The organism is Paenibacillus sp. FSL R5-0912, from assembly GCF_000758605.1.
Lineage (GTDB): Bacteria > Bacillota > Bacilli > Paenibacillales > Paenibacillaceae > Paenibacillus_AQ.
In genome coordinates this window covers 6,575,688-6,596,600 of sequence record NZ_CP009282.1, presented here as the reverse complement: position 1 = coordinate 6,596,600, position 20,913 = coordinate 6,575,688, and the positions used below count along the sequence as shown (strand labels likewise).

At 50.5% G+C, this 20,913-nt stretch carries 20 protein-coding genes; 14 read left to right on the top strand and 6 right to left on the bottom strand.

The genetic code is table 11. The features are described from left to right. The first annotated feature begins 4 nt into the window (after positions 1–4). The 10 genes from R50912_RS27785 to R50912_RS34560 all read left to right on the top strand — a co-directional run bounded on the left by R50912_RS27785 (position 5) and on the right by R50912_RS34560 (position 7,724). Positions 5–1,120 carry a glycoside hydrolase family 88/105 protein gene (locus R50912_RS27785; RefSeq protein ID WP_042239538.1) on the top strand — a complete coding sequence of 372 codons (1,116 nt, stop codon included), beginning with the start codon at positions 5–7 and terminating at the stop codon, positions 1,118–1,120. A 129-nt stretch (positions 1,121–1,249) separates the two neighbouring features. After that, on the top strand, positions 1,250–2,590 hold the full coding sequence (locus tag R50912_RS27780; protein WP_042239537.1) for a glycoside hydrolase family 28 protein: 1,341 nt from the start codon (positions 1,250–1,252) through the stop codon (positions 2,588–2,590). 117 nt (positions 2,591–2,707) lie between these two features. Beyond that, positions 2,708–2,956 carry a hypothetical protein gene (locus R50912_RS35360; RefSeq protein ID WP_197072996.1) on the top strand — a complete coding sequence of 83 codons (249 nt, stop codon included), beginning with the start codon at positions 2,708–2,710 and terminating at the stop codon, positions 2,954–2,956. 93 nt (positions 2,957–3,049) lie between these two features. After that, entirely contained in the window at positions 3,050–3,745 is a 696-nt protein-coding gene (vanR, locus tag R50912_RS27775) for a VanR-ABDEGLN family response regulator transcription factor (protein ID WP_042239536.1), read from the top strand. A gap of 34 nt (positions 3,746–3,779) precedes the next feature. After that, entirely contained in the window at positions 3,780–4,880 is a 1,101-nt protein-coding gene (locus tag R50912_RS27770; protein ID WP_052416860.1) for a sensor histidine kinase, read from the top strand. Then, on the top strand, positions 4,873–5,418 hold the full coding sequence (locus R50912_RS27765) for a VanZ family protein (protein WP_042239531.1): 546 nt from the start codon (positions 4,873–4,875) through the stop codon (positions 5,416–5,418). The genes R50912_RS27770 and R50912_RS27765 overlap by 8 nt, the downstream gene beginning before the upstream one ends. A gap of 234 nt (positions 5,419–5,652) precedes the next feature. Further along, a complete protein-coding gene (locus R50912_RS36290; RefSeq protein ID WP_331281888.1) occupies positions 5,653–5,952 on the top strand; it encodes an ATP-binding cassette domain-containing protein in 300 nt (99 codons plus the stop codon). Beyond that, a complete protein-coding gene (locus tag R50912_RS27760; protein ID WP_269322120.1) occupies positions 5,834–6,472 on the top strand; it encodes an ATP-binding cassette domain-containing protein in 639 nt (212 codons plus the stop codon). Before R50912_RS36290 ends, R50912_RS27760 begins: the two co-directional genes overlap by 119 nt. After that, positions 6,469–6,936 (top strand): hypothetical protein, encoded by a 468-nt coding sequence (locus R50912_RS34565; protein ID WP_052416728.1) that lies wholly within the window; start codon positions 6,469–6,471, stop codon positions 6,934–6,936. The genes R50912_RS27760 and R50912_RS34565 overlap by 4 nt, the downstream gene beginning before the upstream one ends. Positions 6,937–6,944: 8 nt before the next feature. Further along, positions 6,945–7,724 (top strand): hypothetical protein, encoded by a 780-nt coding sequence (locus R50912_RS34560; RefSeq protein WP_052416727.1) that lies wholly within the window; start codon positions 6,945–6,947, stop codon positions 7,722–7,724. 229 nt (positions 7,725–7,953) lie between these two features. Here R50912_RS34560 and R50912_RS27750 read toward each other — a convergent pair whose 3' ends face one another. Further along, positions 7,954–8,193, bottom strand: coding sequence for a hypothetical protein (locus R50912_RS27750; protein WP_052416726.1), 240 nt, complete (start codon positions 8,191–8,193; stop codon positions 7,954–7,956). A 3-nt stretch (positions 8,194–8,196) separates the two neighbouring features. Beyond that, a complete protein-coding gene (locus tag R50912_RS27745) occupies positions 8,197–8,775 on the bottom strand; it encodes a TetR/AcrR family transcriptional regulator (protein WP_042139865.1) in 579 nt (192 codons plus the stop codon). A gap of 199 nt (positions 8,776–8,974) precedes the next feature. Between R50912_RS27745 and R50912_RS27740 the strand changes: the two genes are divergently transcribed. Continuing rightward, the gene (locus R50912_RS27740; RefSeq protein ID WP_042239529.1) at positions 8,975–9,985 is read left to right on the top strand and encodes a ketoacyl-ACP synthase III; all 1,011 of its coding nucleotides are present in this window, start codon (positions 8,975–8,977) and stop codon (positions 9,983–9,985) included. Positions 9,986–10,313: 328 nt separating this feature from the next. Here R50912_RS27740 and R50912_RS27735 read toward each other — a convergent pair whose 3' ends face one another. The 3 genes from R50912_RS27735 to R50912_RS27725 form a co-directional block, all read right to left on the bottom strand. Next, positions 10,314–10,904, bottom strand: coding sequence for a chloramphenicol phosphotransferase CPT family protein (locus R50912_RS27735; RefSeq protein ID WP_042243467.1), 591 nt, complete (start codon positions 10,902–10,904; stop codon positions 10,314–10,316). A 120-nt stretch (positions 10,905–11,024) separates the two neighbouring features. After that, entirely contained in the window at positions 11,025–11,456 is a 432-nt protein-coding gene (locus R50912_RS27730; RefSeq protein WP_197072995.1) for a hypothetical protein, read from the bottom strand. Between the two features lie 232 nt (positions 11,457–11,688). Next, a complete protein-coding gene (locus R50912_RS27725; RefSeq protein WP_042243464.1) occupies positions 11,689–12,705 on the bottom strand; it encodes a LacI family DNA-binding transcriptional regulator in 1,017 nt (338 codons plus the stop codon). A gap of 282 nt (positions 12,706–12,987) precedes the next feature. Here R50912_RS27725 and R50912_RS33910 point away from each other — a divergent pair, with 282 nt between their 5' ends. Beyond that, positions 12,988–17,958 carry a carbohydrate binding domain-containing protein gene (locus R50912_RS33910; protein WP_063840083.1) on the top strand — a complete coding sequence of 1,657 codons (4,971 nt, stop codon included), beginning with the start codon at positions 12,988–12,990 and terminating at the stop codon, positions 17,956–17,958. 100 nt (positions 17,959–18,058) lie between these two features. Here R50912_RS33910 and R50912_RS27715 read toward each other — a convergent pair whose 3' ends face one another. Then, a complete protein-coding gene (locus tag R50912_RS27715) occupies positions 18,059–18,613 on the bottom strand; it encodes a GbsR/MarR family transcriptional regulator (protein WP_042239527.1) in 555 nt (184 codons plus the stop codon). A gap of 256 nt (positions 18,614–18,869) precedes the next feature. Between R50912_RS27715 and R50912_RS27710 the strand changes: the two genes are divergently transcribed. Together R50912_RS27710 and R50912_RS27705 are read left to right on the top strand one after the other, a co-directional pair. Continuing rightward, positions 18,870–20,069, top strand: a complete 1,200-nt coding sequence (locus R50912_RS27710; protein ID WP_042239526.1) for a quaternary amine ABC transporter ATP-binding protein — start codon at positions 18,870–18,872, stop codon at positions 20,067–20,069. Then, on the top strand, positions 20,066–20,902 hold the full coding sequence (locus R50912_RS27705) for an ABC transporter permease (RefSeq protein WP_039305343.1): 837 nt from the start codon (positions 20,066–20,068) through the stop codon (positions 20,900–20,902). Before R50912_RS27710 ends, R50912_RS27705 begins: the two co-directional genes overlap by 4 nt. The last annotated feature ends 11 nt before the right edge of the window (positions 20,903–20,913 follow it).

Sequence of the window (20,913 nt, the reverse complement as noted above, 5' to 3'; positions counted from 1 at the left end):
AACAATGATAGGCAGTCTGCCGCAAACACCTTTAGAATGGGCGCAAAAGGCCTGTGATTCTTTGATGGATACGTATCAAGCGGGGGAGCTTCCGCCTGCGCACCGCTGGCATTATCACCAAGGCGTGTTTCTATGCGGAATGGAGCTGCTGTGGGAGGCTGTCCGCGAGGAGCGCTATATGGAGTACATCCAGCAGTATGTGGATGATCTGGTGGATGAATACGGCAATTTCTATTTTGCCCGGGATGAGCTGGATGCTGTACAGGCGGGGCTGCTGCTCTTCACGCTGCATGAACGGACCGGGAAGCAGAAGTACCGGGAGGCTGCGGCCAAGCTCCGTAATCTGCTGCTGACGCTGAACCGGACCTCCGAAGGCGGTTATTGGCATAAGGACAAATATGCGAACCAGATGTGGCTTGACGGGCTGTATATGGCCGGGGTTTTCTCTCTGAAGTATGCGAATGCCTATGGAGAAGAAAGCCTGCGCGCAGCGGTACTGCATCAGGAGCGTCTGATGCGCAAATATATGAAAGACGAGACTACCGGCTTGCTCTACCATGCCTGGGATGAGAGCCGCCGTATGCCGTGGGCGAATCCGCAAACCGGCTGCTCGCCGGAGTTCTGGAGCCGGTCACTCGGCTGGTACGGGCTGGCGCTCTCACAGTTCATGGATGAGCTGCCGGTAGAGGAGCCTGGCCGCGCAGAGCTTGCCGCTGAACTTAGCGGCTTCGTGCAGGCACTTATCCGCTATCAGGACCCGCAGAGCGGCCTGTGGTATCAGGTGGTCGATAAGGGGAATGAGCCGGATAACTGGCTGGAAACCTCCGGCTCCTGCCTGTTCGTCTACACGATTGCCAAAGCAGTGAAGCTGGGAATCATGCCGGCAGAGGCTCAAGTCGCTGCGGCAGCTGCGGCACGGAAAGGCTACGAAGGCTTAATTCAGGTGCTGCAGTGGGATGAGCAGGACCGGCTGATTCTGCCGGATATCTGCATCGGGACCTCAGCAGGGGATTACCGTAACTATATAACCCGTCCTAAGGTCAGCAATGACCTGCACGGAGTAGGGGCACTGGTAATGGCCTGTGTGGAGATGCAGGATTTGTATCCGGCAAGGGTGTAGCAGCGTTTGAGGCTGGCGGCGGGTCCGGCAGAATCGTAGTGGAGTTTGAAGTGGCTGTATCCAGCGGAAAGCGAAGCAAAGCTTGAGACGGCCTGGACCAGCAGTGGATTAGTAGAAAGGAGGCGCACAGTGTTTAATATTGCGGATTACGGAGCGCTCCGGGACAGCGGGGTTCCGGCAACGGCAGCGATTGCGGACGCCATCTGGGCGGCGTACAGCGCCGGCGGAGGCACGGTGTATGTTCCGGCCGGTACATTTGTGACAGGTGCAGTGCGCCTGTGCAGCAACATTCAGCTGCATTTAAGTGCGGGAGCGGTATTGTCCTTCAGTACCGATCCTGCGGATTACCCGGCCGTGGAATCACGGTGGGAAGGGGTGAAGCAGGAGGTGCACGCGGCCTGCATATATGGAGCGGGTCTGACCAACGTCTCCATCACAGGCAGCGGGACGATCAATGGAAACGGTGCGCCATGGTGGGAGAAGCACCGGAACCACCCGGAAGAGCTGGAGTATCCCCGCCCGAGATTAATCGGCTTCGACAACTGCAGCCGGGTAACGATCAGGGATGTCCAGCTGATCAATTCTCCGAGCTGGACCGTGAATCCGATCGGCTGCAGCAATGTAATGATCGATAATCTGTCCATCCTGAATCCGGCGGATTCGCCGAACACGGATGGCATTAATCCAGAGTCCTGCCGTGACGTCCGCATCAGCAACTGCCACATCGATGTGGGCGATGACTGCATTGCCATCAAGGCAGGCACCGAGGACACCAAGGAGCGGATTCCCTGCGAGAATATCACGATTACGAACTGCGTCATGGTCCACGGCCACGGAGCGGTGGTGCTGGGCAGTGAGATGAGCGGCGATATCCGTAACGTGACGATCAGCAATTGTGTGTTCAAGCAGACGGACCGCGGCATCCGCATGAAATCGAGGAGAGGGCGCGGCGGGATCATTGAAGATATCCGTGTCAGCAACATTGTGATGGAGGATGTCATCTGTCCCTTCACGCTTAACCTGTATTATTTCTGCGGGCCGCGGGGTAAGGAGAAATATGTCTGGGACAAGAACCCGTATCCGGTGACGGAGGAGACCCCGCAGTTCCGGCGGATTCATTATGCCAATATTACGGCCCGCAATGTCCACGCTGCGGCGGGATTCCTGTATGGGCTTGCCGAGCAGTATGTATCGGAAATTACCTTCACTAATATTTACATTTCGATGGCGGAGCATGCGGTGCCCGGCCATCCCGATATGATGACAGGCATGGAGAATATGCAGCGCCGGGGCTTCTACCTGGGCAATGTCCGCGATGTGCAGTTTCAGCAGGTCAGTATTGAGAACCACGATGGACCGGCCTTTTATGTGGAGAACGGGGAAGATGTGGAGTTTATGAACTGCCGTTCGAGGAATACGGCTAAGCCGGAGAAGCTGGTGGAGCAGGTTACGGTGGAACTGGCGGGGTGATGAATTTCAGCAATCCCGGGGATGAAATCTTCCGGATTTAGCAAGCAAGCTGAACAATAAGAGCCTGGTCCTGTTGAGGGACCGGGCTCTTATTGTATGATCAGGGCAGCGCAGCCGATGAAAACCTATATCAGCCAAATGTCACCAAGTTCACTCACACGAGACTTAGTTATGAAAGAACTAATATCGTTTGCCTTATATAACGAACCGGTATATGCACAACAGGAATATTGTACAATTCTAGATACAATATCCTGCGAGCAAGTTTTGGAGCAATTATCGGCCTGGCTCGACATGGGAGAAGAAATTTCTATTGTAGTTGACGAAGGTTGGCCGGATGGAAGCTTGTCCACGATTTTAGGATAATCTTAAGAATTTAATAAGAAAAATACCACAAAAGCTTCTGGGATTTTCTGATACAATGGCTGTATTTCATGCAGTGAAGGCGGCGATACCCAAATGATTGAAAATATACTGGTGGTGGATGATGAGCAAGCTATCACCGATCTTATCGAAATCTACTTGAAAAATGAAAATTACAACGTTACTAAATTTTATAATGGGCAAGATGCCCTGAGATATATTGAGCGCGAAAAGGTTGACCTCGCTATTCTGGATGTTATGCTCCCGGATATGAACGGGTTTACTGTGTGCCAGCGTATCCGGGAAAATCATCATTTTCCTGTCATTATGCTTACGGCCAAGGATGAAGAAACGGACAAGATTACGGGTCTTACTCTGGGGGCGGATGATTATATGACAAAGCCGTTTCGTCCGCTTGAAATGGTTGCAAGGGTAAAGGCACAATTGCGCAGATACAAAAAATATCAGCCCATGTCAAAGCCGGACGAAGGTATCATATCGTATTCGGGATTAGTTATGAATGTGAACACGCATGAGTGTTGGCTTAACGAAGAAACGTTGTCCCTTACGCCCACGGAATTTTCAATCTTGAGGATGCTGTGTGAGAATAAAGGTAAAGTGGTCAGCTCTGAACAATTATTTCATGCGATATGGGGCAATGAATATTACAATAAAAACAACAATACCATCACTGTGCATATCAGGCATCTGCGGGAAAAAATGAGTGATTCCGTGGATCATCCGAAATGGATTCGGACGATATGGGGGGTGGGGTATAAAATTGAAAAGTAAAAAACAATTGACTGTGAATTATGCAAAACTAAGAATGAAAGTATTTATTCGGATGCTTATGCTGATTCTCCTTGCTCTTGTGGCAGTGGACGGACTGTATCTATTAGTGCGGGGACGGCTGGGAGAGGGTGGCATCCGGCTGTTGCAATACGTCACTGGCTACGAATATAAACACGCGCTTTCCATTTATGAAAGTGTACTTCGTGAACATTGGGAAATTATTATGCTGATAGCCATATCGGCTTTTTTTCTACTATTTTTCTATTTTTCTTTATCATGGTTTACTAAATATTTTAATGAAGTCAATACAGGAATTGATGCCTTAATTCAGGATGATGCCGAGATTAAGCTGTCGCCGGAGATGTCTTCAATGGAAGAAAAGCTGATATTTGTTAAGCAAACTCTTCAAAACCGTGCGCTGGAAGTACAGGTGGCAGAGCAAAATAAACGAGATCTGGTGATGTACCTGGCCCACGATATCAAAACACCGCTGACTTCAGTCCTGGGATATTTAAGTTTGCTGAATGAAGCCCCGGAAATGCCGGATGAGCAGCAACGACATTATATGAAAATAGCTTTGGATAAAACCTATCATTTGGAGAGTTTAATCAACGATTTTTTTGAAGTTGAACGGTATAACCAGCAAACGATCCAGCTGAATAAGCAGATTGTCGATATCTCTTATATGCTGATCCAAATGCCGGATGAATTTTACCCTTCTCTCACGCCTGCCGGTAAAAAGATGATTGTTGATGTAGAAGATACTATAACGGTCCATGGGGATTCTGAGAAATTGGCACGGGCATTCAACAATATTCTGAAGAATGCCATTGCCTACAGCGATGATAACAGCACGATTGAGGTATCAGCGAAGGTTCATGAGGGGATGGCAACGATTACCTGTCTGAACACCGGAGCGATGATCCCGCTTGATAAGCAGGATAAAATATTTGAGAAATTCTACCGCCTGAATGATGCCCGTTCAACGAATACCGGAGGCTCGGGGCTTGGACTCGCCATAGCTAAGGAAATTGTAACCCGTCATGGGGGACAGATCGATATGCAGAGCGAAAACAGGAAAACGGTATTTCGTGTAAGGCTGCCGCTTATTTCACAAGGAGGTCAAGATGGCTGATTTAATGGGTTATTTTATCATAGGAGGTATTCTGATCGTCGCGGTCATGGTACTCTATCTGCCGGTATTTTTCTTGCTGAAGGGGCGGGTAAGTTCAGTCCGGCAACTATGCATTTTGTTTTTTGCCGGGTCCTGTCTTGTTGTGCTGTACGCTACTATCTTTTCGGCCTGGGGGGAAGACGCCTTTCACCCGGAGCACTATCATTTGAATCTCATTCCCTTAAGCGGGTTAGAAGCCTCGGAAGGAATGTCAGAGGATAAAATGATTGTGCAGGCCGTTGCCAATATCATTATGTTTCTGCCCTGTGGTTTTTTTCTGCCCTCGGTCTTTTTACGGCTGCGGTCCTTCGGCCGAACGGCATTAATAGTATTTGCCGCAAGCTCCTCTATTGAATTTTTGCAATATTTTCTTGGGGCAGCTGCAGACATCGATGATATTATCCTGAACTTTTTGGGAGGAATACTCGGCTATGCCTTGTTTGCGGGGTTCTCCCGTTACCTTCAGCACCATAAGCGTACTCTCAAAGGTCGGCAGTAATCTTCCGATAACAGCGAAAATTAATATTTTCTTAGGATTCTCTATATTAAATGACGATGCAATCTTAAAGTTCAATCTGCTTGCCTGCGGTAGAATAAATACCGGGTAAGCAGATTTTTGTTTGTAATGGCAATTATACAAGATTTCCAGGGAGGACGGAATATGGAATTGGTGCTGGATAAGCTGACCAAATAATTTGGACGTAAAACCGCAGTTGATCAAGTGACGATTCGAATGAAGCCCGGAGTGTACGGCATGCTGGGAGCGAACGGGGCTGGCAAAACAATCTTGATGCGCATGATCTGCGGTGTGCTGAAACCTACTCGGGGCACTGTTTTTTTGGATGGAAGGGCTGTGGAGGATCTAGGGGAGGATTATCGCAATCTCCTCGGATACCTTCCGCAGGATTTTGGATATTATCTCGGATTTCACCGCCGAGGATTTTATGCTCTATGTTGCCGCGCTGAAGGGAATTCCCCCGCAGAAGGCCAGGGGCCGCAGCAAAGAGCTGTTGGCACTGGTTGGACTAACTGAAGTCTCAGCTAAAAAAATTCGCACTTTTTCCGGTGGGATGAAGCAAAGATTGGGAATTGCTCAAGCAGTTCTTAACGACCCGCGCATCTTGGTGCTGGACGAACCCACAGCCGGACTTGACCCGAAGGAGCGGGTGCATTTCCGTAAATTAATTGCGAATTTCTCCAAAGACAAGATCGTTATACTATCTACTCATCTTGTATCCGATATCGAATATATTTCCGACACGGTTCTAATGATTAAGGATGGAAAGCTGATTATTAACCCTCCGGCCGACCATATCGCTCACGAAATGGTCGGCAAGGTATGGAGATGTGTGGTGCAGAAGGAGAAGACCGAAGAGGTCAGCCGTTTATTCTGTGTGGCCAATCTGCATCACGGAGATGACAATACGGTTATACTCCGTGTGCTCAGCGATGAGATTCCGCTTGAGGGAGCCGTGAATGAGGCACCTACGCTTGAGGATTTGTACTTGTATCATTTTCAAAATGACATTGCTGAATACAGGGGGATCAAATGAACAATTTATTCAAATACGAGTTTATGAAAATTGCCAAAAAGAGAATGAATCTGATCGTGGTTCTGGTCAGTTTGTGCTTAACCCTGTTCCTATTTATCTTACCTGTCAAAAGTTACATTTCCCTGGAGCGGGATGGACGTCAGATCAATGGCCTCGCCGCCATCCGGCTTGAGAAGGAGTACGGCCAAGAGCTTGCAGGTACGCTCACTGAAGAGCGTGTGGCAAAGGACATAGCAGCCTATCAAACATTATTCTCCAAGCCTGAGCATGTGCTCAAAGACGGGAATCAGGTGAATCTGAAGGATGACATTTATGCCCGTTATGTGTTGCCGTATTACTCTTATTACAAAATGATTGACGATGCTTTTTTGGAGCCGCAGGTTACAGATAATGGACTTACGGTGCTCCGGGATATGAAGCTCGGGATCCTGCAGGGTTCTACCAGGCTCGTGCGGACAAGGTGAAGAATTATTTGAATATTGATTTTTCCGACTGGAACTATTCCTCACAAGAGAAGGAATTCTGGAATGCCAAGAACAGCCAAGTGGAAGCTCCTTATATATACGGCTACCATGCCGGCTGGAAAAGCTTGTTCCAGTGTTTCGAGTTGCTGATTGTTTCTATTATAGCTATCTGCATTTGTATTGCTCCTGTTTTCGCAGGAGAATATCAAACAGGTGCGGACAGCGTCATTCTGTCCACCCGATACGGCAAATCCAAATTAATAAAGGCGAAGATTGCAGCGGCGTTCTTGTTTGCCTTGCTGGTCTTTACCGTTAATCTTTTGTTGGCTGTCGGAATTCAGCTTGTTGCGTTTGGAACGGGAGGCTGGAACCTGCCGCTGCAAATTTTGAATGTTACGATTCCCTACCCGTTCTCCCTGCTGGAAGCAGCATTGATATGCCTAGCGGTTCTTTATTCGGTACTGATTGGGATGGTCTCGGTAACCCTCCTGCTGTCCGCCAAAATGAAAACAGCGTTTGTAGTGCTTGTAATAGATGTGCTGATTATTTTGCTTCCTGTCTTTTTGGGACTTAGCGGGTCGAACGGCGTACTGAATCATATTCTGATGCTGTTTCCGTACATGGCGGTTCAGCCCGCATTTCTCGCCGAGTATACTTCGTATTTTTCTTATCCGTTTCCCGGACAGACGGTAGACATTATCACCATGAGGATTGTGTTTTATGTGGTGATATGTTTAGTAAGTCTTCCTTTTATCGGGCGTGCATTTAAGCGTCATCAGGTCCAGTAGGTTTAGTCCGGTGATGGCAAGCCATTCCGTTTTTTGCCGGTAGCCTGAAAGCTGTTTGTACAATGACGGAGCCTTTTATTTGCTCAACCTTCTCAATATATCTTTTTTCTTCAAACCGTTCTTCTTGGCAGTAGCATTCCAGAAGGAGTGGGTCGCGGCGAATTTCCAGGCGAAGCGCGGGAAGTTCGGGCTGAACAGCAGGGATTCATCTGCGCTTCTGGATTGGATATTAGCTGCCGTACATACATTTGCTGATGATAATCAGTTCATCGCTTTTGGAGAACAGCTCACCCAGATGGTTATAGCCATCCCGTATCACGCATGCGCCGGGCGTCCGGGTCCAGCAGCCGAAGCAGCCCATACACTGCCGGATGGTGCCATTGTCCGAGATAACAGTCAGCTCTCCTTGCCCGCCCTCTGCCCATCCTGCGAATTCCTGCTCCTGCAGATCGTGCACAATCGTTCTCATGGTTCATGTCTCCTTAACTACAGATTCAAGCGCTAACAAATCACGCCAGTTCCCCGAATAACGCACCCCGTTATTGGTAAGCAGTGAAGCAATCCCATGCACCATCGCCCAGTGTGATATCAACTGACGGGAGAACTCTGCTTCCGGCAGTCCGATGCTTGTGAACAACTGATAGGCAGTGGTCCGGAATAGAACGAATGGCGGATAACTGTCGGAATTATAGTTGTCTAAATCAATGACTAAGCCTGAATGGTAGAATAAAAACTGGAAATATTGCGGATGTTCCATGAAAAAATCAATGTAAGCCTGCCCCAGCTGGAACATCGCTTCCTGGCGGTCCTCCTGGCCTTGAACGGATGCACGCAGGGACTCCATGAATTGCTCTGTGACATGCTCACCCATGGCGGATACCAGCTCATCTATATTTTTGAAATGGCTGTAGGGGGCAGTGTGGCTGACCTTGCATTCGGCTGCGACCTTGCGCAGGGAAAAGCTGTTGATGCCGTCTGTGTTAATAAGCTTAATGCCTGCTTCTATAAGCTGGCTCCGTAAATTGCCGTGGTGGTAGGGTTTATCCGTCACTTCCTGCAGCCTTCCTTTCCGTATCTTTACACTGTAAAGATTGTAACATCGAAGCTTTACGATGGTAAGATACATTGATCACACCAGGCGGTCTGGAAATCATTCTCACCTGTAATTTTTTGCATAGTCATTTGGTTTAAGTTATTATTAGTACCAAGTACTAATATCAGATACTAAAATAAATAATGAGGTGATATTCATGAAGGGTGCAAGAATTACAGCGATCGGCTCTTATGTGCCGTCCCGGAGACTTACGAATCATGATCTGGAGCAAATGGTCGATACCAATGACGAATGGATTGTTCAGCGGACAGGCATCCGGGAACGCCGAATCAGCCGCGAGGATGAATATACCAGTGATTTATGTGCGGCCGCCGTGCAGGATCTGATGAAACGTTATGGCAAAAGTGTACAGGATGTCGATATGATCCTCGTGGCTACCAGTACGCCCGATTTCTCTTTTCCGTCCGTGGCAGCCATTGTGCAGAACCGTCTTGGTATTCCGCTTACTTCGGGAGCGATAGATATGAGCGCCGCCTGTGCCGGGTTTGTCTACGCGCTGCACACCGCCCATGCGCTGGTTGCTTCCGGACTGCATCATAAAGTGCTGGTCATCGGCGCTGACACTCTGTCCAAGATCACGGATTACACGGACCGCAGTACCAGTATTCTGTTCGGCGATGGTGCAGGGGCCGTGCTTGTGGAGAGCGGCGGGGATACAGATCACTTCTTAGGGTTCAATCTCGGCAGCGACGGGAGCGGAGCGCAGCATGTCTACCGCACGGGGCTGGCGGACAAGGTGAACGGAGTGGAGCTTGCCGCTACTGGCATGCTGGTACAGAACGGGCGTGAGGTCTTCAAGTGGGCGGTCCGGACAGTTCCGCAGGGGGTGCAGCAGGTGCTGCAGAACGCAGGAGTTGATCTTGCGGAAGTGGACTGGTTCATCCCGCACAGCGCCAATCTGCGGATGATTGAACCGATTTGTGAACGGCTGAATTATCCGCTCGAACAAGCGCTATACAGTCTGGAATATTTCGGAAACACCTCGGCGGCCAGTATTCCGCTTGCCCTCGATCTTGGCATCCGCGAAGGGAAAGTGCGGGATGGCCAGCGGATATTGCTGTACGGATTCGGTGCAGGCCTCACCCACGCGGGCCAATTGGTCAGCCTGTCACTGGACCCGCAGGTAGGTGCTCCAACAGCTCTTTAATGTCAGCAGAAAATACTCATAAGAAGATCCACATCGGACATTTCTCCTTTCTCATGAAATTAGTTTAAAGCATATCAACTAGAGTGCACTCTATATCAAGGCGGTTACCGAATTATTAAATCGTCAGATATCGTGAGATATGTATTAGAATAGCCACAACTATGGAAGACAGCGGCAGCCGTGGACGAGAAAACAAAGTCCCAGCCTGCCGCTGTTTTAATGAGATATGGTTTCCTGTTAGAGCTTAATTCCGAAATCCCTCGGGCAGACCGAGGGGGGCAATAGCACCAATGCTGCTAAATATGTTGTTATCTGATAGATTCGCCTTCTATGAAACGCTAATCTCTCTTTTACTTAATTTCTTAAATGCAGAGTAATCCTGATCGGATTTAATATAACTTAATATTTTATCCGCGCATTTTGCGGGACTCAACTCTTCCGTATTTACTTCAAGGTCATATTCATCAAAGGAATATATTGTGTCGTACTGGGAATTCGCTAGCCCAATTTCTCGATCTCCTCTGATTTGCTCTCTACTTGTAAGTTCTTCTTTCGAGCATAATACGCATACAAAAAATGTAGGATGATCGAACAATAGATCAAGGTAATCATTAAACCGCTTGTCATTGTCGATTACGGTATCCACGATTACATTCAAACCCATTTCTGAAAACAATTTAATTGTTGCATAGTACACTGAGATTATGGGATCAAAAAGAATTTGTCCGACATTATCCACTTCTCTTGTAGGTTCAATATTTGGAAATTTATTATCAATAAAATCATTATAATTACCAAAGAAATCATCTATGGATAAATGATGAAAAGGAATCTCTTTCTGCTTTTTCAATTCCATAGAAATACTGGTTTTTCCTGAACTTGAAGTTCCGTCCAAGAATACAATAAGTCCTTGTTTCAAACGAATCACCCTCACATATAAGTTTTGCGCACTTTTAGATAACGTCATATTCACAAAGTTCATGAAAAAATAAGGCTCTGCAGGGAGGCATCACCATTCTCCGGTCTCCGCTATACGTGTCTACTTTACTTTATTCAATAAGATTGTCACCATTCTGCTCAATGTCCCTTGATCGACAAAAGGAGCAAGGCTTGCCAGCAGATCTGGGCTAAGCTGCTCAGCTTCGACTCCAATAATCAACTTCTCGAGATTCTCCCTGTCCAAAAAAGGTGCGAGGCTTATGATCCGATTCGCATCGATGGTACCATCTGTAGCCCGGTCTACCAAGCGGCTTAACGTTTCTCTGCTAATAAAGGGTGCCAGCCCTTGAACGGAATTCCAGCTCACGCTGCCTTCATCTTGATGAACCAGTTCATCCAGTATACCTGTTCCAAGGAACGGAGCCAGCCGCATGATCACCTCTAAGGTAAGGCTGCTGCTGTCTACTCGTTCTGTAACCTTATGCAGAGCGCTTGCTTTTTCAAACGGCGCTAACTCTACAAGCTCTTCCATCTCCACCTCACCGGTATTGACCATCTCTGCAACTTGGTCCGGCCTGCTCTCTTTTAAACACAAATAATGGGGACCAAGCCGAAAAATGGTCCCCATAACCAGAAAAACGGTACCTTGAACCATCCCATCAAATGAGAGATTATAGTATCGAAAGCGGTTTCAGTATGCTTCAGGTAAGCGGAATGAAGAAACAGAGGGGAGGTAGTAATCTGCACCCGGAAGAAGGCGCAGCTCAGCGGTTCAACCCGCTTCCGCAGGATTCACGGATGATCAGCGCCGGCTCAACCACGAAGGAGCCGCCTTCCGACTGATTGTTAATGAGATCGAACAGCATATGGGCCGCGAGTACACCCAGCCGTTCCTTGTTCTGGCGGATTGTAGTCAGTGTCGGACTGGTATACTGGCAGGCCTCGATATCATCACAGCCGATGATGGCGACATCCTCCGGTACACGGAGGCCATGCTCCTTCAAGGCGCGGACCGCTCCAAGGGCGAGCAGATCGGAGGCGGCGAAGATGGCTTGCGGCAGACTGCCGGTCTGGATCAGCTGCTTCATGGCCGTGTAGCCGCTGGGCTCGAAGAAATCGTCACCATGCACGAACCAATTGGGATTCATCGTCAGACCGAAACCGGCAATGGCTTTGACATAGCCCGCTTCCCGGCGGTTGGAGATATCCGAATCGGCCGTACTGCCGATGAAGCCGAGCTCCCTGTGGCCGAGCAGATAGAAGTGCTCCACCACTTTGGAGGCAATCTGGTAATTATCTGACATCACATAGCCGGATTTCTTGCCAGTCAGCTCCAGGTCAACGCCGATGCAGGGAATATTGCTCCTATCCAGATCCTGTATGGCAGGCTCCATCTGTTGTCCGGAGATAATGACGCAGCCATCCACATGGAAATGCAGGCAACGCGAGAAATAATCGCCGCTGCTGATGAATTTCTCATTGGAAAAGAAGATCAGGTCGTAACCCAGCACGCCCATCTGCTTCTTGAAGGAATTCAGTACCTCTACAAAAAAAGGATGGGTAAACTCCACATTCAGCTCACCGGCAAAAATAACCCCGATCAGATTGGACTTCTTGGTAGCCAGTGTCTTAGCGGAGCTTGAGGGGGTATATCCGGTTTGTTCGATAATCTCCAGCACTCTTTGCTTCGTTTTTTCGGAAACATCGCTGTAATTATTCATTATTTTCGAAACCGTGGATACAGAGACCCCGGCCATTTCGGCAATTTTTTTGATATTCATCTGCATGCTAAAGTCACCCCCGTTTAATAGTTGTAACAGGGCCAAAAGACGGGTATGCCAGGGTTTCTCAGGCTATAGGGCCGTTCATCGGACACTCGGCTGCTGCTAAGCAATAGTTCTTTCTAGAGTCTATTCAACTTGCCGAAACAAGTCAAAGGTTTATTGCGCTCAAGGGATAAGTATGGATATTATCGAAACCGATTTCGATTATTACAGCTGAGAAATACCCGGCCATGCAATTGTGAACGGGTGAGACTGGAAACTAGAGGAGGCCTAAAGGATATGAAAAGAAATGTATCTGCGGTGTTAGCGGCCGCTGTGATCATTACCGGTCTTTTGTCACCGCTGGGAGGCGGAGCGGCAGGCGCCTTGCCTGTGAAGAGTAAGCTGGCAGCTGCGGGGAATGCAACAGCCGCGGTGCAGAACGGAAATTTGGCTGCCGCTGATATGAAAGCGTTTACTGATGTGAGCACGGACAATTGGGCGGCGGATGCCATACAGCGCTGGAGCCGCAGTGGTGTGATCTCCGGTTACGGGGACGGCAGCTTCCGGCCGGATCATCAGGTGACGCGGGCAGAATTCGCGGCCATCATCAACCGCATATTTGGCTACAAGGAAGCGGCAGCCGCACTCCCGGAGGATATACCTGCGGGAGCCTGGTACAAGAACGATATCGCCAAGGCGGTAGCGGCAGGTTATCTAAATGCAGGAGCAGATAACCATATCCAGCCTGCGGCTAAGCTGAAGCGCGGGGAAGCGGTTGTGGCGCTGCAGAGGATTTTCCGGCTGGAGACTGTCAATCATGCAGGGTCGGTGTATAGCGATCTGGCCGGGGCAGGAAGCGAGGTCATTTCAGCAGCGGATGCATTAACTGCAGCCGGCTATATTCAGGGCTATCCGGGAGGCTTGTTCAAGCCGGACGGAAACATTACCCGCGCCGAGCTGGCCAAGATGGCCGATACGCTGGTGCAGGAGCTCCAGTCCTCCGGCGGGGAAGTGAAGCTGGGAACGGTACAGGGGAATGTGGTGCTGAACCATGAAGGAGCTACGCTCAAGGAAAGCGTAATTGAAGGCAATCTCTATCTTACCGAGGGTATCGGAGAAGGCGATATCCGGATTCAAGGTGTGCAGGTTAAAGGCACAACCTATATCCGCGGAGGCGGTGAACACAGCGTGACCCTTGCGGACAGCAGCCTCGGCACTATTCAGGTTGCGAAGCCCCGCGGCACAGTCCGCATTGTTGCCAGCGGGACTACAACAGCGGGAACCGTACAGCTGAACTCTGGTGGCGTCCTTGAAGAAGGCAATCTCACCGGAGAAGGATTCACCAATGTTGAATTGTCAGCCGGGGAGAAGAAGGTCACCCTTAAAGGGAATTATGGAGTGGTGTCCACCGCAGATCCTGCAGGAAGCCGCATTGCACTGAACATCTCCGGCAAGCTCACTAGGCTGGTATGGGGGGCCTCCGGTACAATTGTGCTGATGGACAAAGCGCAGGTGGCCGAGTTGCTCATTAAAGCCGGGGCTAAAGGCTTGGCACTCACGGGCAGCGGCAGCTTCGGCACCGTACTGAATCAGGCGGATGATGTTACTGTAGGCGGATTTGCCCTCAAGCAGGGCAGCAGCACGAATCTGAATCCGGCTGCACCGCAGGCCAGCCAGCCTCCTGCTGCCGCCAGCGGCGGAGAGACTGCCGCTACGGCTACACCGGCTGTGACGCCGGCACCGGAAGTCACACCAACTCCGGCACCGACCAGCGATCCGTGGAGTCTCGTGTGGAATGATGAATTCGATGATAATGTCATTGATCCGGCCAAATGGACCTATGACCTTGGAGACGGAACCACCGTCGGCAATCCCGGCTGGGGTAACAATGAGCTGGAGTATTACACCAATGAAGGGAAGAATGTGAAGGAGGAGGATGGTAAGCTGATCATCACCGCGCGCAAGGAAGCCGTGGGCGGCAAGCCATACACTTCCACCCGAATCAAGACAAACGGACTATACAGCAAAATGTACGGAAAATTCGAGATCCGGGCGAAGGCGCCAACAGGCAAGGGGCTCTGGCCGGCGATCTGGATGCTGCCGGAAGATTACACCTACGGCAATTGGGCTGCCTCCGGAGAACTGGATATTATGGAAGGCTGGGGCAGCCGGCCGAATGTGGTTGCCGGAACCATTCACTATGGTTCCCAGTGGCCGGATAATGTCTATTCCGGCAAGGAATATGTGCTGCCGGGCAATTCCACGATTGAAGATTATCACACCTACTCGATCGAGTGGGAGCCTGGGGAAATCCGCTGGTATGTGGATGGCGTATTATACTCCACGAAGAATGACTGGTACAGCAAGAGCAGCGGCCAGCCGGCAATGAATGCGTATCCGGCACCGTTCAACCAGAGATTCCACCTTCTGATGAACCTGGCGGTAGGCGGCAATTTTGACGGTAACCCTACGGAAGATACTGTATTTCCGAGTTCCATGGAAATTGACTATGTACGAATATACGAGCTGACCGGGCGCGAGTACCGGGAACCGGTACCGGTTGAGTTTGAGAAGGAGCCTTATCTGGAGGGAGCTAAGCTGCCGCTTGAGGACGGCAACTTCATTCATAACAACGGCTTCACCGAACAAGTGGATGGCGATGCCGGAATGGGCATTCCGAATACAGCGCACTGGGTATTGTACAAGGATGAAGGAGCGGATGCAGCTCTATCGGTTGAGCCGATAGGCGGGCAGAATTTCCTTAAGGTAAACATCAGCAAGCCCGGGGGCAATACCTACTCCATCCAGCCGCAGGCCATTGTCTCCCTGGCGAAGGGAAGATACTACAAGCTGAGCTTCGATGCCAAGACGGATACGGCGCGTGATATAAGCGTCCGGCTGACAGGCGGGGCGCCGCGGGGATTCCCGGCGTATTCACCGGCGTTCAAAGCTGATCTGACACCGGAGATTCAGCATTTCGAGACGATGTTCCAAATGAAGGAGAGCTCGGATAACGCAGCGCGGATCGAGTTCAATATGGGCACCAATGCTTCACCGGTATGGCTCGGCAATGCCCGGCTCGAAGAGATTGATCATATTCCGTTCGATCATGACAGTGCCAAAACGCCGCTGGGCAGCGGCAACCATCTCTACAACGGCAGCTTTGATCTGGGCGAAGTGAACGGACGCAGCTATTGGCATATCGAAGGTACGGGAGGTGCAGAGGTCAGCCCGGTTGTTAAGGATAGCCGGCTGAAGCTGGAGATTGCAGGCAACGGAGGCGCGGAGGCTGATGTTACCCTGCTGCAGAAAGGAATCTTCCTGGTGCAGGGGCATGATTACAAGCTGACCTTCGAGGCCGACAGCTCCTCCGCCCGGACGGCCACAGTTGAATTGCGGGGCCATGACGGCTCAGTATATGCTTCACAGCCGGTGCAGCTTATTGCAGGCAAGCACAAGGTCGAAGCCGTGTTCACTGATCTCGCGGGAGCAACGGATCATCTGGGCCAGTTCGTGCTGCGGCTTGGCAGCGATGCCGGAACCGTGGTGCTGGATCAGTTCCTGCTGCTGCGCACGAGTTTCTATTACGATCCCGACATTGACTACTTCCCGCTTAAGAACGGCGATTTCAGCAATGGTTTTAATGGCTGGGAGCGGTTGCTTGCGGAAGACGGCGGCCAGAGTACCGCGGCAGTTGCAGACGGAGTAGCGAAATTCAGCATTACGAATACCGGCAATCAGGCCTATTCGGTCATGCTGTTCCAGAATGGCCTGAAGGCTGCTGCCGGAATGAAATATATCATCGAATTTGATGCCAGTTCCAGTGTAGCCCGTGAGATCAGCGTAAGGGCAGAGAATGGACAAAATTCCCCTTCGCATAGCAAGATTGTGAAGCTGTCACCGGAAAAGAAGCATTACGCACTGGAATTTACGCAACTGACCAAGGATACATTGTCGCTGAAGTTCCTGCTCGGCAAAGTGGAGGGTGTAAGCATTGCGCAGGCTCATGATATTATGATCAACAATGTGAAATTCGAGGTTAAGGATGCTCCGGCCAAGCCGCAGGAGCTGGTTGCGGACAGCACCAATAACCGGGTGCTGCAGCCGGTTGAGCTTACCTTTGCAGAGAAAGAGGATTGGTCAAGTAAGATTAAGGCAGTGAAGGTAAACGGAACAATGCTCGGGAAGGAGCAGTACGCGGTTCAATCCGGCACCCTTCGGATCGATGCGGCGGTTTTTCCGGCAGAGGACCGCTACATCATCTCTGTAGAAGCCGATGGATATGTCGCAGCGTCGGTGGTCCAGTACATTCTGGCAAGCGGCGATAATCTGGTATTCAACGGTTCATTCGGCGCAGGCGATGCAGGCTGGTCAACCTGGTCCCCGGACAAGGGCATGTCGTCCTTTCAAGTGGCTGGCGGTATAGCGGATGTGCAGATTAATGCTGCCGGATCAGAAGTCTGGCATACGCAGCTCTATCAGGAGGATATCCGGCTTGAAGCAGGCAAAACCTATGAACTGAGCTTCAAAGCCAAATCTACGGTTCCGCGGCAGATGATCGTGGAGTATAGCGGCACCTCTGCCCAGCCAGCCCAAGCGAAGTTCGATGTCACGGCAACCTGGGCGACCTACAGTGCACAGTTCACGGTTACCAACAACAATCCGCTGAAGCTGAACTATCTGATCGGCAAAACGCTGGGCGAAGACGGAACGGCCAACAGCACAGCGCATACGATCTCTCTGGACGACATTGCGGTCCGGGAGGTTACAGGCGGTCCGGTCATTGAACCCGCCAGCGGCACGCTGGATAACGGGACCTTCGATGCTGAAGGCATGAAGGGCTGGACCCAGTACTTTGAAGGTGCAGGAAATGCCGCAGTCAGGGACGGAGAGCTGGAAGTCTTGCTGAACTTCACAGGATCTGCGAACTACGCCGCCCAGGTCGATTACAGGGATCTGAGGCTGGTGCAGGGCAAGAGCTACACCTTGAGCTTCAAGGCCCGCTCGGATGTGAACCGTCTGATTGAAGTGGCGCTTGAACATTTCGGTGGAGATTACACGAAATATCTGCCGGCAACCGCTGTAGCGTTAACGGGAGAAATGCAGCCCTTCAGCTACACCTTCACTATGAATGACAGCACCGATGCGGGTGCACATCTGGTATTCCTTATGGGGCTCATTGACGGAAATAGCACAGAGACCAACACGGCTATCCAGGCAGGCAACCATATTTATATCGATGATGTCAGCCTGGTGGAGATTCCGTAACGGTACATTAACAGACAATGATAAACGGCCGTGATCCTTGAATATAAGGATCGCGGCCGTTTTCATTTGTGCGGAATAGGATTAACGTATATGGCTGATATTATTCTTTAGGGATTAATTCAAAAATCTTGCCGGTCTCCAGCGCTTCGATCAGCTTCAGCAGCCAGCGGTAATATTTGATCGCTTCCTCAATTTTGGCCTCATCGGTCAAAAGCAGGCGCAGGATGTCCGGCTCGTCCGCATATTCTTGCTTCATCTGCTGGATCTCGGACAATGATTTGTTAAGTGCAGTCATATTACCCTCGACTGCTTTTCTCCATTTAATGGAGAAGTAGTCGCTGAAGTTCTGATGCCAGTCCGGGACCACCTCGAACAGATCCTTGCGGGTGCCTTTTCCCCAGACTTTATCGATCATCTTCAGATCCAGCAGCGTGCGCACGCCGGTACTCATCGAAGTCTTGCTCATCCCCATAGTGCTGCTCAGTTCGTCCAGTGTAACCGGACCCTGATTGAAATACATGTAGCCGTATAAATGTCCAATGGACAGGGTAATCCCGTACAAATCCATATTTTTACCGATGGAATCGATGACCCGCTCTCGGACTTTGCTGATTCGCTCTATTTGTTCGGGCAGAAGCCCCTCTAAATCGTTCATGATGTCCCTCCTGAGGAATAGGCTGACAGGCAACAAACCTCTCCAATGTATTGTAATCAAATCCGCTGCTATAAGTAAAGAATTCATCTGGAACGGAATATGGCGTTAAACAGAGTATTCTATACGTAAAGTTCGTAAAGTTAAAACTGTACACTAAATTTTAAGCGAATATGCGCTTTGCGTCTCTTTTCACAAGTCCGTTACACTAGGTCAGGAGAACTAACCTGAAATATTAAGGGGAGAGAAGGAGGTCACCATGGCAATTATAGAGGTGAAACAGCTTACCAAAGTATTCGGTCATGATGCGGTACGGGCACTTCCATTATTAGAACAAGGCTGGTCCAAAGAGAAGATTGCCCGGGAAGCCAAGCTGACGGTTGGCGTGAACAAAGCCGAATTCAGCATTGAAGAAGGAGAAATATTTGTCATTATGGGATTGTCGGGCAGCGGTAAGTCCACGCTCGTCCGGTTATTGAACCGGCTGATTGAGCCCACTGGGGGCCAAGTATTGTTCAAGGGCAAGGACGTTGTCCAGATGAATCCGGAGCAGCTAAGAGAGTTCCGGCGCAAGAATATCGGCATGGTCTTTCAAAAGTTCGCGTTGTTCCCGCACCGCAGTGTGCTGGCCAATGCGGAATACGGACTCGAAGTGCAAGGTGTGGAGAAAAGCAAGCGAACCCGTCTTGCCATGGAAGCACTTGAGCTGGTCGGCCTTAAGGGCTGGGAGCATCACCGCCCGGATCAACTGAGCGGCGGCATGCAGCAGCGTGTCGGTCTGGCCAGAGGGCTTGCCAATGATCCGGATATTCTGCTGATGGATGAGGCCTTCAGTGCACTTGATCCGCTGATCCGCAAGGATATGCAGCAGGAGCTGCTGGAGCTGCAGGCCCGGGTGAAGAAGACCATTGTATTCATCACGCATGATCTCGATGAGGCGCTGCGGATCGGTGACCGGATTGCACTGATGAAGGACGGCGTCATTGTCCAGATCGGTTCGCCGGAAGAAATCCTCATTCAGCCTGCAAATAAATATGTAGAACGATTCGTTGAGGACGTCGACTTGTCTAAGGTGCTGACCGCCGCTCATGTCATGCGCCAGCCGGAGATGATCCGTCCGGAACGCGGCCCCCGGGTAGCCCTGCAGCTTATGCGGGACAGCGGAGTATCCAGCCTGTATGTGGCAGATAATGAAATGAAGCTCCAAGGTGTAATTACAGCGGAGAATGCGGCACAGGCACTGAAAGAGAACCGCAGCATTCTGGAAGTCATGCAGCGGGAGATTCCCCGTGTACGGCCGGATACCCTGCTGAATGACCTGTTCGAGATGATGTCGGAGACGCATCTGCCGGTTGCGGTAGTAGACGAGGGTGACAAGCTGAAGGGCATTGTCATCAAGGGAGCCGTGCTGTCCGCACTTGCCGGTAATGCGGTTCCGGAAGGAGGACTTGGTTTATGAATTTACCCAAAATACCGCTCGGAAAGGGCGTAGAATGGCTCGAAGACTGGCTGACGACTTATTTCGGCCCCTTCTTCGATCTCATTCATGCTGTGATCGGCGGAATGGTAAGCGGCATTGATGCGGCGCTAACATTCCTGCCCGCGATTGTGCTGACCATACTTATCGCCGCTTTGGCTTATTGGATCGGCAAATGGCGGATGGCATTGTTCGCAGTGATCGGGCTGCTGCTGATTGATAATCTCGGATTATGGGACCCCTCAATGCAGTCGCTGGCCCTTGTGCTGACGGCTTCCTTGCTGGCTGTAATTATCGGGGTTCCGCTGGGTGTGCTCTGTGCACAGAGCAAGACCTTCCAGAACATTGCTACGCCTATACTTGACTTTATGCAGACGATGCCGGCGTTCGTATATCTGCTGCCTGCGGTATCGTTCTTCTCTCTGGGTGTAGTGCCCGGGGTGATTGCTTCTATTATATTTGCTATCCCGCCAACCATCCGTCTAACGAACCTGGGTATCCGGCAGGTATCGCCGGAGCTTGTGGAGGCTGCGGATGCGTTCGGATCGACAGCAGGACAGAAGCTGTTCAAGCTGCAGCTGCCGATTGCCCTGCCTACGATTATGGCCGGCATTAACCAGACCATTATGCTATCGCTGTCGATGGTTGTAATCTCGTCTATGATCGGCGCCCAGGGTGTCGGAGCCTATGTGTACCGTGCGGTATCACAGGCCAAGACAGGGGCTGGCTTTGAAGCGGGAATTGCCATTGTTATTATTGCGATATTGCTGGACCGTCTGACCCAGAAGCTGTTCAAGCCCAAACAACAAGGATAGAGGAGTGTTTA